Annotated in this window: 13 protein-coding genes and 1 tRNA gene; 3 read left to right on the top strand and 11 right to left on the bottom strand. The window is 57.2% G+C overall.

What is annotated here, in order from left to right; translation table 11 throughout:
- Positions 1 to 35: 35 nt before the first annotated feature.
- The 4 genes from ACYVGU_RS14495 to hemW all read right to left on the bottom strand — a co-directional run bounded on the left by ACYVGU_RS14495 (position 36) and on the right by hemW (position 3,425).
- Positions 36 to 803 (bottom strand): cyclase family protein, encoded by a 768-nt coding sequence (locus ACYVGU_RS14495; protein ID WP_460622651.1) that lies wholly within the window; start codon positions 801 to 803, stop codon positions 36 to 38.
- Between the two features lie 105 nt (positions 804 to 908).
- Positions 909 to 1,583, bottom strand: a complete 675-nt coding sequence (locus ACYVGU_RS14490; RefSeq protein ID WP_460622650.1) for an alpha/beta fold hydrolase — start codon at positions 1,581 to 1,583, stop codon at positions 909 to 911.
- Between the two features lie 24 nt (positions 1,584 to 1,607).
- On the bottom strand, positions 1,608 to 2,090 hold the full coding sequence (locus tag ACYVGU_RS14485; protein ID WP_460622649.1) for a hypothetical protein: 483 nt from the start codon (positions 2,088 to 2,090) through the stop codon (positions 1,608 to 1,610).
- A gap of 198 nt (positions 2,091 to 2,288) precedes the next feature.
- Positions 2,289 to 3,425 carry a radical SAM family heme chaperone HemW gene (gene hemW, locus ACYVGU_RS14480; protein WP_460622648.1) on the bottom strand — a complete coding sequence of 379 codons (1,137 nt, stop codon included), beginning with the start codon at positions 3,423 to 3,425 and terminating at the stop codon, positions 2,289 to 2,291.
- 164 nt (positions 3,426 to 3,589) lie between these two features.
- Here hemW and ACYVGU_RS14475 point away from each other — a divergent pair, with 164 nt between their 5' ends.
- Complete coding sequence (locus ACYVGU_RS14475) at positions 3,590 to 5,458, top strand: BamA/TamA family outer membrane protein (RefSeq protein ID WP_460622647.1); 1,869 nt, start codon at positions 3,590 to 3,592, stop codon at positions 5,456 to 5,458.
- A 135-nt stretch (positions 5,459 to 5,593) separates the two neighbouring features.
- On the opposite strand, the gene ACYVGU_RS14470 is transcribed toward ACYVGU_RS14475, so the two are convergent.
- Positions 5,594 to 6,748: an alpha/beta hydrolase gene (locus ACYVGU_RS14470; RefSeq protein ID WP_460622646.1), complete on the bottom strand. Its 1,155-nt coding sequence runs from the start codon at positions 6,746 to 6,748 to the stop codon at positions 5,594 to 5,596.
- A 219-nt stretch (positions 6,749 to 6,967) separates the two neighbouring features.
- On the opposite strand from ACYVGU_RS14470, the gene ACYVGU_RS14465 reads away from it, so the two are divergent.
- Positions 6,968 to 7,040, top strand: a tRNA-Met gene (locus ACYVGU_RS14465).
- A 163-nt stretch (positions 7,041 to 7,203) separates the two neighbouring features.
- Here the strand turns inward: ACYVGU_RS14465 and ACYVGU_RS14460 are convergent.
- From ACYVGU_RS14460 to ACYVGU_RS14450, 3 genes are all read right to left on the bottom strand, one after another.
- Entirely contained in the window at positions 7,204 to 7,596 is a 393-nt protein-coding gene (locus tag ACYVGU_RS14460) for a DUF3037 domain-containing protein (protein WP_460622645.1), read from the bottom strand.
- Positions 7,574 to 8,377: a HipA family kinase gene (locus ACYVGU_RS14455; protein ID WP_460613322.1), complete on the bottom strand. Its 804-nt coding sequence runs from the start codon at positions 8,375 to 8,377 to the stop codon at positions 7,574 to 7,576. Before ACYVGU_RS14455 ends, ACYVGU_RS14460 begins: the two co-directional genes overlap by 23 nt.
- Positions 8,378 to 8,591: 214 nt before the next feature.
- The gene (locus ACYVGU_RS14450; protein ID WP_460623398.1) at positions 8,592 to 9,074 is read right to left on the bottom strand and encodes a GAF domain-containing protein; all 483 of its coding nucleotides are present in this window, start codon (positions 9,072 to 9,074) and stop codon (positions 8,592 to 8,594) included.
- 462 nt (positions 9,075 to 9,536) lie between these two features.
- On the opposite strand from ACYVGU_RS14450, the gene ACYVGU_RS14445 reads away from it, so the two are divergent.
- Positions 9,537 to 10,076: a dihydrofolate reductase family protein gene (locus ACYVGU_RS14445; protein ID WP_460622644.1), complete on the top strand. Its 540-nt coding sequence runs from the start codon at positions 9,537 to 9,539 to the stop codon at positions 10,074 to 10,076.
- Positions 10,077 to 10,172: 96 nt separating this feature from the next.
- Here the strand turns inward: ACYVGU_RS14445 and ACYVGU_RS14440 are convergent, their stop codons facing one another.
- The 3 genes from ACYVGU_RS14440 to ACYVGU_RS14430 all read right to left on the bottom strand — a co-directional run bounded on the left by ACYVGU_RS14440 (position 10,173) and on the right by ACYVGU_RS14430 (position 13,659).
- Positions 10,173 to 10,853 (bottom strand): phosphatidylserine decarboxylase, encoded by a 681-nt coding sequence (locus ACYVGU_RS14440; protein ID WP_460613319.1) that lies wholly within the window; start codon positions 10,851 to 10,853, stop codon positions 10,173 to 10,175.
- A 257-nt stretch (positions 10,854 to 11,110) separates the two neighbouring features.
- Positions 11,111 to 12,400 carry a Glu/Leu/Phe/Val family dehydrogenase gene (locus tag ACYVGU_RS14435; RefSeq protein WP_460613318.1) on the bottom strand — a complete coding sequence of 430 codons (1,290 nt, stop codon included), beginning with the start codon at positions 12,398 to 12,400 and terminating at the stop codon, positions 11,111 to 11,113.
- Positions 12,401 to 12,723: 323 nt separating this feature from the next.
- On the bottom strand, positions 12,724 to 13,659 hold the full coding sequence (locus ACYVGU_RS14430) for a phosphatidate cytidylyltransferase (RefSeq protein ID WP_460613317.1): 936 nt from the start codon (positions 13,657 to 13,659) through the stop codon (positions 12,724 to 12,726).
- Between the last annotated feature and the right edge of the window lie 24 nt (positions 13,660 to 13,683).

Below are 13,683 nucleotides of genomic sequence, written 5' to 3'. Positions count from 1 at the left end.
GTTGAAAAGCTGAAAAGTAAGGCGGAAGGTGAGTGCTAGCGCAGGGCGTACAGGATGGGCTTGCTAGGGCTGGCATCGAGCTCAAGGCTAGTAATTTGCAGATTAAGCAGAAATAAGCCGTCTTCCACTTCATCAGGCACAAAAATCAGCTCTGTGATGGTAGCGTGCTCGCGGGTAGCGGCGGGGTAGCGCCAAAAGGCATGGTGCGCCAGCAGTTCGCCGCCATCTTCTTCCCGGTCTACGCTCGGCAGGTCAAGCAGCAAATGCTCGATGTGGTGCTCAGCCAGGTAGTGCGCCAGGGCCGGCTCCAGGTAGGTGGGGTTGGTGCCCGAGTACTGCCTAGTACGCTTGGCTTTGTGGTTGGGCAGCGTGCGCAAAATCAGGGCTTCGGGGCGGATAGCGGCATCGGGGCCGCCTTCCAGCTCGCGCCGTACATCGTCAAGCATCACCACCTCGTCGCCGTTGGGCTGGGGGCGCGGCTGCACCGAAACAAGCCGCGCTACAAACAGAAAGCGGCGCAGGCAGCGGTTGAGCGTGGCGGCGGGGCTAGCCGAAATATGGCCGTAGCACTCGGTATGAGTGCCGTTGCCGTGGGGCGTGAGGTGCACCCGCTTGTAGTTGGTACTACCACCCTCGGCCACACTGCCTACAAAGCTTCCCACCCGAATCACATCAAATTGCACGGGCTCGGCCCAGAAGCAGTTTACTTGCTGCTCGCCGGGGGCCAGCGGCAACGATATATCCAGCGGAGCGGTAGGGTCGAAGGCAAAGCTGCGGCCTTGATGGGGGTAGGTAGCAAGCATGAGAAAGGAAGTGCAGAAAACTACGTGAGGTGCATTCAGCAGCAGATGCTGCTAGCCCCTTAAGGGTGGCGAAGTGCCAGGAGGCGTGGATACGGAAGTTCGTTTTCAGACCTTCTTCTCCGCGGCCATTACCTTTACCTCATTGGTATTGAGCTTATTAAGTATCCGGCTAATCTCTTCGGCGTGGCTAACCACCATGAAGTGGCCGCCGCCCCGAATAAGATACTCTACCGGGGTGGGACCGGGCGGAAATACTCGGTCGTGGGTACCCAGAATCTGGATGCTGCGGCCCACGTGGGTGCTGTCCCAGTGCAGAAGGCAATGAATGGCCCAGCGGGTATACACTGGCTCCATATCCTGCAAGATCTGTTTGAAGAGCCGGTATTCTTCGCCGTTTTCCACCCCGAAATACCACTGTCCTGCTCGCGGAAACAGCTTCAGCAACTGCGGCGGCACTAGGTGATGCACACCCGTAAACCGCACCAGCTGCAGCAAAGGCGGCAGGCAGCTGGCATCGGGAATACTGCTGATAAGTACGGTGCGCATGCGCGGCCGCAACCGATTGATTTCCAAGGCCACCACCCCACCAAACGAAACGCCTACCAACAACCCCTCTGCCTCCTGCGGAATGGCCTCCGCCATACGGGTAGCATAGTGCCGCAGGGGCTCTTGAGGGGTAGGTGTGAGCCACTGCATCACGTGTGCCTCGCCATTGAGCAACGGCAGCAGGTTCCGGAACACCCGTTCATCGGCCCCTAGCCCGGGAAAAAGGTAAAACATAGGTAACAGGATACGGCAGCGTATTTAGGGCTCAATACGCAGGAACACGCCCTCGAGGTAGAAAATGTTGTGGGGCTGGCTGGATTCAAACTCCTCGGCATCCTCCAGGTCAGCGGCCATGCTGATATCAAAGGTTTCGTCGTCGTCGCCTTCTTCATAGGGCTCATCGGCAGGGTAAGTGCACGAAAGCTTGAGGGCCACGTTGGGCAGCAGCACGGGCGGGTCGGCTTCGCTGTTGTACTCCAGCAGGCAGGGCCACTCGTGCACCGTGGCCAGGGCGTCGGCAATGTCTTCTTGCAGTTCTTCGGCCCGCGGGCCTGCTAGCCGCAGCAACAGATCCAACAGCTGAAACGGCAGGCCCAGATGGAAGAAGTGGGGCTCCTGATCGAAATTGGTAGTTGCCCAGATGGTGACGTCATCAGAATTATCGAAGACAATAGCAGTTATCTGCACCTGCTCGATAAAGAAATCCGTGTCGTCGGCCAGAGCGTCTATTAGTCTTCTCATAATCACGGACTTGAGCCTGAAAGCACCCTAGGCTCAGAGGAAATTGCGGGCGCGTGCTGCCACCAGTGCCCGCTCAACCATAGGGAAAAGGATAGAGGAATGCCGGAAATTAGTGCTTTTGCTGGCATTTTGAGCAGACCTTCCCATAAAGCATAGCTATATCTGCTGGTTCCTATGCGTTACCGAATACGGAACTCGCTAGCCCTGAAATAACTCCAAGGTGATATGGTCGGCGAGCAGCTTGCCTTGGTTGGTGAGGCGCAGGGTGGCGCTGGCATCCAAGGTAGCCAAGCCCGTGGTTTGGAGCTCGTGCAGATAGGCCGCTCGGGTTGCGAGCAAATCTACCCCTAGCGCGTCGCGCAGGTGGCTCAGGCTGCAGCCGCCAGCAGTTCGCAGGCTGGTCATCAGGTATTCGTTGGCCCGGTCTTGGAGGCTCAGCACTTCCACGGTGGCTGGCACCTGCTGGCGCTCCAGCACGGCCGCTACATACTGGGGGTTGTTGGCTACTGTGTATTGTCGGCTTTCGCCGTTAAAGGAGTGCGCGCTAGGCCCCAACCCCAGGTAAGGCACCCCGCGCCAGTATGCCGAGTTGTGGCGCGACTCGCGGCCGGGCTTACAGAAGTTGCTGATTTCGTACTGCTGATAGCCGTGGCGCTCAATTTCTGACAGGAGCATTTCAAACTGCTGCGCCACAAACTCATCGGTTGGGGCCACAAACTTGCCTTTCCGGAGCTGACGGCCAAACACCGTGTCGGGCTCAATGGTGAGGGCGTAGCACGACAGGTGTGGCACCTGCAGGCCAAACGCCACGGCCATATCCTGCTGCCAAATGCTATGGTCGGGTGCGGGCACACCATAAATCAAATCCACCGAAATATTCTCGAAGCCGGCATCCTGCGCCCGCAACACCCCCGCCCGAGACTCCTCCGCCGAGTGCGCCCGGTTCATCAGGCGCAAGTGAGGCTCGTGGAAACTTTGTAAGCCAATGCTTAGGCGGTTAATGGGCGACGCTGCCAGCTCGCGTACTTTTTCAGGCGTTAGGTCGTCGGGGTTGGCTTCCAGGGTTATCTCTGCATCGGTCGCGACACGAAAGTGCCGGTGGATGGCCTCAAAAATCGAATCCAGTTCCGCTGCTGTAAGCAAAGAGGGTGTACCGCCACCAAAGTAAATGGTATTGAGCGTGGCGGTAGGCCCCAGGTAGTCGCGGCGCAAAGCCAGCTCCTGGGTAATAGCCGTTACCAAACTGCTTTTCAGGGCCATAGAGGTACTGAAATGGAAGTCGCAGTAATGGCAGGCCTGCTTGCAGAAGGGAATGTGGAGGTAGAGGCCAGACATGGGCGCGAGAGTCGTTCGGGGGCGGGCAATGGGTGCCGCGAATAATGCCGGAACAGTAACCAAGGGCGCTACGTTCTGTGGCTTCGGCAGAATAGGCGTCGAATTGACGACAGAGAAATACCTTTCGGGAAATTAAACGCGGCGTTTCGCGTTTCAGACTTCAAATGTACGCCCTCGCCCTCGTTTTCTGGTTGTTGCTGTTTGCTGTAGGCAGTGGCTCCCGCGCCTGGGCGCAACAAACGGCGCCGCTCACCCCTGCTGCGCCGCCCCTGCCGGCTAGCCCAGCCGCTGCACTACCCCCCGATACCACCCGAAAGCGGCCGGCACCCGCCCTAAAGCCCAGTAGGCCCCCGGTTACACTTCAGCTGCAAACTGAACCTAGCGACCAACCGACGCTACGGGCCTATCGATACCGCACTGTACTGCCCGATTCGTTGGCGGCCTTACGCGAAATCCGGACCCTAGTGCTGGCGTTGCAAACCGATGCTTACCTCACGGCCTCGGCCGATGAGCTGCGCTGGAGCCGCGACACGGTGCGCGTGCAACTCTACTTGGGCGAGAAGTTTCGGTGGGCACGCCTGCGCAACGGCAACCTCGGCGACGGGCTGCTTACCAGGGCCGGCTACCGCGAAAAGCTGTTTCAGCAGCAACCCTTCCGGCCCCAAGAGTGGGCCCAATTGCAGGAGCGTGTATTACACGAAGCTGAAAACCAAGGCTTCCCGTTTGCCACCATTGGCCTCGACTCCTTGTCAATGGAAGGTACTGACGTGGAAGGGCGCATAGTGCTGCGCCGCGGGCCTGCCGTGGTATTCGATTCCATTCAGCTGGTGGGCAAAACCAAAACGCGGGCCCGGTTTCTGGCCAAATACCTACAGATTGAGCCCAACCAGCCGTTCAGTCAACTGCGCATTCAGGAAGCCACGCGGCGCTTGCGGCAACTTCCCTACCTCCAACTTAAGGCCGAACCCGAAGTACGCTTTGCCAAAGGGCGGGCGCGGGTATACTTTCTGCTCGAAGACCGCACAGCCAATCAGTTTGATGCTATTGTGGGCGTGCTACCCAACCCCAACCCGCTGGCCGGCCAAAAACGCGTGCAGATTACCGGCGACGTGACCATCAACCTACGCAACATCAGTGGGGGCGGCAAGGGCATTGGGGTGCAGTGGCGCAAGCTTGACCCGACGTCGCAGCTGCTAGATGCGCAGTACGTGCACCCAGCATTTTTTGGTACGCCGCTGGAGCTGAACGGCTCCTTCAATCTGCTCAAGCAAAACGACCAGTTCCTGACCCTGAAGCCCCGCCTGCAGGCCGTGTACCCTACCGCGCAAGCCGGCCGCGTGTCGGTGTTCGTGGAATGGCGCAACTCCAGGCTGATTGATTCGCTGCTGTACAAGGCCACTGTACTGCCCGAAAATATCGACTCGCGGTTTACTTCATATGGCCTGGAATACGCCTGGAACACCCTGGACGACGTGTACTTTCCGCGGCGTGGCTTGCTGGCTAGCGGGCAGGCGGCCATTGGCACAAAAACGATCAGCAAAAACTCCGACCTGAACGAGAGCCTATACGAAGGTATTCCGCTGCGCTCTACCCAAGTAAGCCTGGGCACCCGCATTGAGCAGTACGTGCGGGTGGGGCGTGCCGGCGTGCTGCTAGCCCGGCTGCGCGGCGAAGCCCTCATCAACCAGCGCCTGTTTCTCAACGACTTGTTTCGGGTGGGAGGCCTAGCGACGTTGCGCGGCTTTAATGAGTTGAACTTCTACGCCAGCCAGTACGCCGTTGGCACCGCCGAATACCGTCAGTTTACGGGCAGTGATGCGTATGTATTCTTGTTTGTCGATCAGGCGTACCTCCGCCGCGACTTACCTGCCGACCCCGTGCCACAGGATACGCCCACCGGGCTAGGAGCCGGCCTAAGCTTCCGGACCGGGGCCGGACAGTTTCAGTTTGTGTACGCCCTAGGCCGCGACAAGCAGCAGAAGTTTGGGCTCAACTCGGGTAAAATTCACTTTGGCATCACCAGCCGCTTTTAACCCAGGGTACTACCCTTTACACAGCGTCAAACCTTGTTAGCACTAGGTTGACTGCTTGAATCAACCTAGTGCTATTAACTACAAAAGCCTCTGCTATCAGGTAGCAGAGGCTTTTGCCTTATTCATGCTGACTGCTTATTGCAGTGCTTTCTTAAGCTCGCTGGCAGCTAGTTCTTGGGCTTGACCAGCCTGGGGCACTACGGAGGCCATCCCGAAGAACTCGTGCGTAACGCCTTCGTAGTTCTGGTAGCGGGTAGCCACACCGGCAGCTTGCAGCTTATCGGCCAACATTTTTCCGTCGCTCATCAGCGGGTCGATGCTGGCGGTAATTACCGTGGTCGGCGGCAGACCTTTAAGATTGGCATTTACCAGCGAAATCATCGGGTTTTTCCCGTCGGCGGTGCCACGCAGGTAGTTTTCAAAGAACCACGCCATCATGGGCTTATTCAGGGGCTTAGCCTGCGCATTCTGCTGGTAAGAGGGCGTATTGAGGTCGTAGCCGGCAATGGGGTATACCAATACCTCATGTTTGGGCAGCATTACCTTTTTGTCGCGCGCCATCATGCTCACGGCCGCCGCCAGGTTGCCACCGGCGCTTTCGCCTACTACGGCTATCTTCTGTGGGTTGCCATTGAAAGAAGCAGCGTTCCGCAGCACCCACTGGTAAGCCGCAAACGAATCGTTGTGGGCAGTTGGGAACTTGTGCTCCGGCCCCTGCCGGTACGCTACCGACACGAAGATGGCGCCGGTTTTTTCCACCAATCCCCGCACCGAAGCGTCATAGGCATCTAGGTTGGCAATTACCCAGCCACCGCCGTGGTAGTACACTACTACGGGCAAAGGGCCGCTGGCATTGCGCGGGGTATAAATTCTAACCTTCACACCGGGCATCACCATGCGGCTGGTAGTGTCAGCAGTGGAAGCCGGCATCGGGATGCTGTTGTCGCGCATTACCTTCTCTACCGCTTCTTTAGGGCCCGGCTGCTTGCGCGCCTCCGCTGCTGAAAGGGTTTCAATAGGTTTCGGATTGAGGCTGGCCAGGGCCTCCATTACTGTTTGCATTTCAGGGGCAATGGTGGGCGCCCAGGCCGGTTTCGGGCCGGCTGGCTTTATGGCCTTTGAAGCACTGCCGCTGACAGAATCAACGGGAGCTGTCATCATCGAGTCGGTAGCAATAGCCGTAGCCGACTTCGACTCATTGGTTTGCGACGAGTTGCAGGAAGCTAGTGCTAGGCCAGTTGCCACCATGGGCACTGCCCAACGAAGGGAGGGGAGGAAGGAGGGGTTCATGTTTGTGTTATAAGAAGTACAGATAGATCAGGATACCTTACGGTTGAGCCTCCATAAAAAACTAACACACCCAAAATCATGTACCTACTTTGAACTCCACTGCTACCATTATAAATTTTTTATAGCTGATACTCAGCCTAAAAAGCCTCAATTCACGCTAATTGCGACACCACTATGCGGATTTCCCAAAAAGCCTCTTACATTTGTATTACCAAACAGTGCGGGGTGGAGCAGTTGGTAGCTCGTTGGGCTCATAACCCAAAGGTCACTGGTTCGAGTCCAGTCCCCGCTACCTCCGAAAAGGCCAAATAATTCTAACGAATTGTTTGGCCTTTTTCTTTTGCAGATAAGCAAGTGTAACGAGTTGGCCTTGGCCGCACCTTACACAGGGTTGAGCGCCATTCCGGACCTAGAGAAGGCAGGACTGACGCTCAGCGGTGAATAAACAAGTGCTGCTACGCTACTAGTTGTTGAAATAAGCGCGCTAAGGTGGCAGCGGCATCTTCGCAGAGGCCCGGGTGCACCGCCGAGGTTTGCACAATGGTGCTACGCGTGGCGGTGAGCCAGCGGAACCGCTCGGCAATGGGCAGTTGCCCAATAGGTCCGCCGGTTGCGCGCCCCTGACAGATTCGCTCAAACGAGTGCAGGCGCGCCCTCAGGTCCTCGAGGTTCAGGGCAGATTCGGAGCTAGTAAATGCCTGCAGGCGTGCTTCGGGCAGTGCGACGAGAACTTGCAAAAAGCCCTGCTCGCGGCAATACAGGATTACCCCAACGTTGAGGAATTCCTCACGCTCTACGCGGGGCACCACGCGCAACACGGCATACTCAAATACGTGCATTGCGGGCATGCTGAGCTTCTTGAACAAAAAGGTCGGAGGTGGCCAGGCGGGCCTCCAGGAACTGTATATACGCCTCACGCTGCTCCTGGGCAGTGCTATCAGGGCCAGCGGCTACTTGCAGCCACTCCTCAGGAACGGTAGCTACGATAGTCCGGAGGATTTCTGGGGTAAGAAGCGCGCGACTTTCGGCATCAACGGCGGTTAGCTCGCTGGCCTGGGGTAGTAACACGTGGTCTTTCACCTGGGCAAAGGTGCGGTGCTTTTCTGGCTGTGCCCAGCCCGGGCCGGCGTGGTGCACATACAGGGCGGCGCCGTGGTCAATCAGCCAGAGCTCCTTGTGCCACATCAGTAGGTTGGTATTGCGGGCGGTGCGGTCTACGTTTAGCGTTAGGCTGTCAAGCCACACAATTTGGGAAGCGAGCCGGGGCTCAATGGTATTCACTAGGGGGTCATAAGTGCTGGCGCCCGAGAGGTAGTGCAGGCCTAGGTTGAGCCCGGTGCTGGCGCGCAACAGGTCCTGAATTTCCTCATCGGGCTCACTGCGGCCAAAGGCCACATCCAGTTCACAAAACACCAGCTCTGGAACTCGCAAACCCAGTACACGGGCCATTTCGCCCACAATTAGCTCCGCAATCAGGGCTTTCACGCCCTGCCCAGCGCCCCGAAACTTGAGCACGTACAGGAACTCATCGTCGGCCTCGGCCAGGGCGGGTAGGGAGCCACCTTCCCGCAGTGGCGTGACGTAGCGGGTTACTTCAACAGTTCTCAGAGCAAGGGCACTAGGCGGCATACAGGAGCAAAAGAAAGACCGCAGAAAGGATGGATAAACGGCCGGATACAGGAAGGTTCTGCAACGCACCAGCACCGGCCTTGGTTGCCAACCCAGCCCTAGCACGGATGTTGGGGTGCTGGGCAGAACCCTAGGCCTCGTGGTGGCCTGAACCTTAGTCCAGACTCAGGCGGCATACTTCAGCTAGCCCCCCGAAGCTTCAGCCCACGCGGAATTAAAACCAACTGGCTACCAGCGGCATCAGCTGCTCAAGGGCCAGTTGGTCGTCGTGGTCAAAATCGTTGAGCTTGTCGCTGTCCACATCGAGCACGGCTACTACATGGCCATCTTTGATGACGGGCACTACAATTTCCGATTTGGAATCGGAGCTGCAGGCAATGTGCCCGGGGAACTCCTCTACATCAGGCACTAGCAGTGTAGCAGCTTGCTGCCAGCTGCTGCCGCACACGCCTTTACCGCGCCGGATGCGGGTGCAGGCAATTGGCCCCTGAAAAGGACCTAGTACCAGCTCATCTTGCTTCACCAGGTAAAAACCAACCCAAAAAAAGCCGAAAGCCTGCCGCAGGGCTGCCACAGTATTAGCCAGGTTAGCCACCAAGTCCGGCTCGCCGGTGGTTAGGGCTTCAATTTGGGGTAGTAGCTGGCGGTATTGCTCCGCTTTGGTGAGGGTTGTATCGAGGTGCAGTTCTTCGGCCATAGCAGCAGAAATCAAAAAAGACGAATAAGGTTTCAGGCCCGTGCACTAGCGCTCCGCCCGGGCAGGTTGCGTGGTTCAGGCGCAGTCACATTCTTGCTGGCCTCAACGGCCAACAGGCAACTGCTACTGCGAAGGTAGGCAGCAGTCCGCAACTAGGCTTGCTGGTAGCACTGGGAGGCCGCGCTGGCTGTTTTAGGTTCGGGCGCAACCTTATAAAACCTGGCACAGTTGAAAGAAACGCCAAACACCAAGGCGCCAGCCAAAAGTGCTTGCCGCGACGAAAGAAGTTGTATTTTACAGCTAGTTAGAACTTCTCCCACTTGCTGGCAGTAGCCAACTGCGCCAAGCTGGGTTATTCTGCTCCTTTTCCTCGCTCCTGATCTATGCCACTAGCGGCTTGCGCGGCTAGTGGCCCTGCCCCTCGTTTGCCTACCACTCCCACCCAACCACTACCTCCCACCCATGCGTAAAGTCGTTCTGTACATTGCGACTAGCCTCGATGGCTACATTGCCTCTCCTGATGGTTCCGTTGAATGGCTGCCGACTCCGCCCCCCGGCGAGGACTACGGCTATGCTGATTTTCTGGCCACGGCCGACGTTACGCTGCAGGGTCGGGCTACCTACGAGCAGGTGCTCACCTTCGGGGAGTGGCCCTACCCCACGCTTACCAACTACGTTTTTACGCACCGCCCGCCCACTGAGCCGGCGCACCCCTCCGTGCATTTTGTATCCGAAGACCCTACCAGCTTTGTTAGTAAACTAAAGCAGCAGCCCGGCAACACCATCTGGCTGATTGGGGGCAGCACGCTGGCGGCGCCTCTGCTGGCCGCCCGCCTCATTGATGAGATTATGCTGTTCATTGTGCCTCAGCTGCTGGGCTCGGGCATTACGCTCTGGCGGCCTCAGCCTCACCCACAGGCTACCGAGCTGCTGCGCACCCAAACCTGGCCCGATGGCACTACGCTGCTGCATTACCGCCTGCCGCATGAGGTGGCGCAGTAACCCCTATAGCAGCAGCGCCCGCCCCAATACTGAGGCGGGCGCTGCTGCTATAGGGGTTTGGCACTATATCGATGCTAGTGTCGGGCCTATTCGGTATTAAAAGAGCGAAGGCGCTTCGGTTTTGAGCTGAGCAATGATGGTTTGACCGCCTTTCACTTTTTCGCCAATCTGCACTTTCACTTCCGTATCAAGGGGCACGAAAATGTCCACGCGGGAGCCGAATTTGATGAAGCCAAACTCTTCGCCCTGGCTTACTTCGTCGCCTTCGTTTACGTACCACACAATGCGGCGGGCCATAGCGCCGGCAATCTGGCGGAACAGCACAAACGGCCCAGCTTCCGACTCCACTACTACCGTGGTACGCTCGTTTTTGGTGCTGCTTTTGGGGTGCCAAGCCACCAGGTAGTTGCCTGGGTGGTACTTGAAGTAGCGCACAATGCCCGAAATAGGGTTCCGGGTGATGTGCACGTTAATCGGCGACATGAAGATGCTGATCTGCTTGCGCTGGTCGTCGAAGTATTCCGGCTCGTGCACGTTCTCAATCACGACCACCTTGCCGTCGGCAGGCGCAATGACTAGGTCTTCGTGGGTGAACAAGCGCCGGGCGGGGCTACGGAAAAACTGGAGCAGCGTCAGGAATACTATCACCGAAATCACGGCGAATACCTTGTTTACGCCATCGTTTTCAGCATTGTAGCGGAACAGCAGCAAGTTCGCAGCCAGCAGGGCCAGTAGCGTAAAGAACAGAATACGTCGTCCTTCTTTGTGGATCTTCATAAATCGCTGATTTGCGCTGAATACGCAGATTATGCTAATTCAGACGCTTTTTTCAGAAACAGGTAGTGTGCCGCCCTGCTATTTCTTTCCAGAAACAGGCAGCGGGCTTGCACAAAGATAGCCCGAGCCAGCAGGCCCGGGCTATCCGAGAGCAAATATAGCTAGTTCCGAGACATGAGCCGGCAGCTCAGCCGTAGGCGATTTACTAGCCCTCCAATAGGCTTAAACCGCTTACTTGCCGGCCGTGTCGCAACTTCTTAGAAGCCGCCGCGGAACTTGTAGGTCTGAGCTACTTTATCGATGGCCACTACATAAGCGGCAATGCGCATCGGAATGTTATACTTCTGGGAGGTAGCGTACACTTTCTCGAAGGCATCGTTCATGATGCGGTCGGCGCGCTCAGTTACCATTTCCTCGGTCCACTTAAAGCCCTGGCGGTTCTGCACCCACTCGAAGTAAGAAACCGTTACCCCACCCGAGTTGGCCAAGATATCGGGCACCACCATTATACCTTTCTCGTTGATGATAGGGTCAGCGGAAGCCGACGTAGGGCCGTTCGCGCCCTCTACAATCAGCTTGGCCCGGATGTCGTGGGCGTTGTGCTCCGTGATAACATCTTCCACGGCAGCAGGCACCAGCACATCCACGTCAGCTAGCAGCAGGTCGTTGGCGTCGTCCATGAGGGTAGCGCCCGTGAACCCATCGAGGCGACCTTTGTGCGCGTTTTTGTACGCTACGGCTTCGTCGATGTTGATGCCGTTTTCATTCCAGTAGGCGCCGCTGATATCGGAAATGCCTTTAATTTTCACGCCTTTCTCGCTCAGCAGCTTGGCGGCCCAGGTGCCCACGTTGCCGAAGCCCTGTACCACCGCCGATGCCTGCGTAGGCACCATGCCCAGCTTCTTCATAGCAGCTAGCGTTGATACCATTACGCCGCGGCCAGTAGCCTCGGTACGGCCCAGTGAGCCACCCATTACCAGGGGCTTACCAGTTACCACAGCTGGCGAGGTAGCGCCTACTGTTTTGCTAAACTCGTCCATGAGCCAGGCCATTTCGCGCGGGCCGGTACCCATGTCAGGAGCCGGAATGTCGCGGTCGGGGCCGAACACGTCTTTCATCGAAAGCGTGTAACCACGAGTCAGGCGCTCAATTTCGCCGGCGCTCATGGTGGTGGGGTCGCAGATGATGCCGCCTTTGGCACCGCCGTACGGAATATCAACCACGGCGCACTTCCACGTCATCCAAGCTGCTAGGGCCTTCACCTCGTCCAGGTGTACGTTGTTGTCGTAGCGGATACCGCCTTTTGAAGGGCCTAGGATGGTGTTGTGCACCACACGGTAGCCTTCAAACACCCGTACTTTGCCATTGTCCATCGTCACAGGGATATGCACAATCACCTGCTTGTCGGGGGCCTTCAGTACGTTATAGGTTTCATCGTCAAGTCCTAGAATTTCAGTGGCCACGTTGAAACGCGACATCATGGATTCCAAGGGGTTTTCGGCATCAACGCGAGGGGCCGGTTCTTTGTACACCGTGGTGGCAGCCATACGGGGTTGGGGGGTTGGGTGGGTGAGAATAAAGAAAACTGGCGACCTAAGCGGTGGGAGCCGCAGCCGCGCACAGGGTAATTTGGGTGGTCAAAGGTAGTAGGTTTATGCCATACGCAGACCGACTGGAGCCGGTCATGTGCCGCGTTTACCTTACGGTTTAGTTAGGTTTTAACCTTAGGCGAAGTACGGCAATACGTTTTACCGGTTTCCGCCCTAAAAGTCAGGCATCTTAGCAAAAACAGTTCCTGTTTTTCACGAAAAAGCCAATCAGCTGAATTTAGGCTGATTGGCTTTTTTAGTAGCGCTTCTCAAAACAACACTTACCCGAACAGCAATTGCAGGAAAGCCAGCACAGGCAGAATGAACAGGAAGGCATCGAACCGGTCGAGGAGGCCGCCGTGCCCGGGCATAATGCGGCCAGAATCTTTCACATCTACGCTGCGCTTGAGCATGGATTCGGCTAGGTCGCCGAGCGGGCCGAACAGAGCCACTACGCCGGCTACTAATAGGCGGTAGCTTAATGAGAGTTCGGGCAGCAGATACCCAAGGGCCCAGCCCATGACCAACGTCAGTAAGAAACCCCCAACGGCCCCTTCCCAGGTTTTGCCGGGCGAAATTTTAGGTGCCAGCTTGTGCTTGCCCAAGGTTTTGCCCGCCGCGTACGCTCCAATATCCGACGACCACACCAACAACAGGAGCGCAAACACGCGGCGGTAGTCGTAGCCCTGGGCATCGAAAGCCACCACGCTCAGCAGGCTCATCGGCAGGCTCACGTACAGCAAGCCCAGCAGGGCAACACCCACATTGGCAAAGGGCGTAAATGACTGATTTTCACGCGGCCACTCGTACATTTCCCGCAGAATCAAGACGGTGGGAAGTAGCGTAATAATGCCTACCAGCACATACCCGGCATGGCTGGCGTAATTATCAACCAGGTAGCGGCCTTCTGGAGGCAAATCAAGAACCCGGCTAACCAGCAGAATACCAGCAAATAATACTAGGCTCAGTGAGCCGCCGAAGAGGGCCGCCGGTTTGTAGCCAGCATGGCGCATCATGCGGTAAAACTCCCATAGCATCCGCATCTGTACTACCCCAAAAAACAGAGCAAAGGTCCAGGCGCTATACCACACACTACCAAGCAGCAGCACGGCCCCGATAACCCCGAAGAGAATACGCTGGGACAGGTTAGACATGGGCGGTTTGCCAGCCGGCGGCTCGGTAGTGGAGGGCGGGGCAGGAGCGGGAGAAGAGGCCAAGAGGGAGAGTGATAGTAGGAACAG

Source organism: Hymenobacter tenuis, from assembly GCF_054780495.1.
Note: the sequence above shows the minus strand (reverse complement) of the source record. Positions and strands in the feature narration are given on the sequence as shown.

Coding starts and splice junctions, on each gene's coding strand:
- ACYVGU_RS14495 (WP_460622651.1), bottom strand. CDS start 803: ATGCTTGCTACCTACCCCCATCAAGGCCGCAGCTTTGCCTTCGACCCT.
- ACYVGU_RS14490 (WP_460622650.1), bottom strand. CDS start 1,583: ATGTTTTACCTTTTTCCCGGGCTAGGGGCCGATGAACGGGTGTTCCGG.
- ACYVGU_RS14485 (WP_460622649.1), bottom strand. CDS start 2,090: ATGAGAAGACTAATAGACGCTCTGGCCGACGACACGGATTTCTTTATC.
- hemW (WP_460622648.1), bottom strand. CDS start 3,425: ATGTCTGGCCTCTACCTCCACATTCCCTTCTGCAAGCAGGCCTGCCAT.
- ACYVGU_RS14475 (WP_460622647.1), top strand. CDS start 3,590: ATGTACGCCCTCGCCCTCGTTTTCTGGTTGTTGCTGTTTGCTGTAGGC.
- ACYVGU_RS14470 (WP_460622646.1), bottom strand. CDS start 6,748: ATGAACCCCTCCTTCCTCCCCTCCCTTCGTTGGGCAGTGCCCATGGTG.
- ACYVGU_RS14460 (WP_460622645.1), bottom strand. CDS start 7,596: ATGCCCGCAATGCACGTATTTGAGTATGCCGTGTTGCGCGTGGTGCCC.
- ACYVGU_RS14455 (WP_460613322.1), bottom strand. CDS start 8,377: ATGCCGCCTAGTGCCCTTGCTCTGAGAACTGTTGAAGTAACCCGCTAC.
- ACYVGU_RS14450 (WP_460623398.1), bottom strand. CDS start 9,074: ATGGCCGAAGAACTGCACCTCGATACAACCCTCACCAAAGCGGAGCAA.
- ACYVGU_RS14445 (WP_460622644.1), top strand. CDS start 9,537: ATGCGTAAAGTCGTTCTGTACATTGCGACTAGCCTCGATGGCTACATT.
- ACYVGU_RS14440 (WP_460613319.1), bottom strand. CDS start 10,853: ATGAAGATCCACAAAGAAGGACGACGTATTCTGTTCTTTACGCTACTG.
- ACYVGU_RS14435 (WP_460613318.1), bottom strand. CDS start 12,400: ATGGCTGCCACCACGGTGTACAAAGAACCGGCCCCTCGCGTTGATGCC.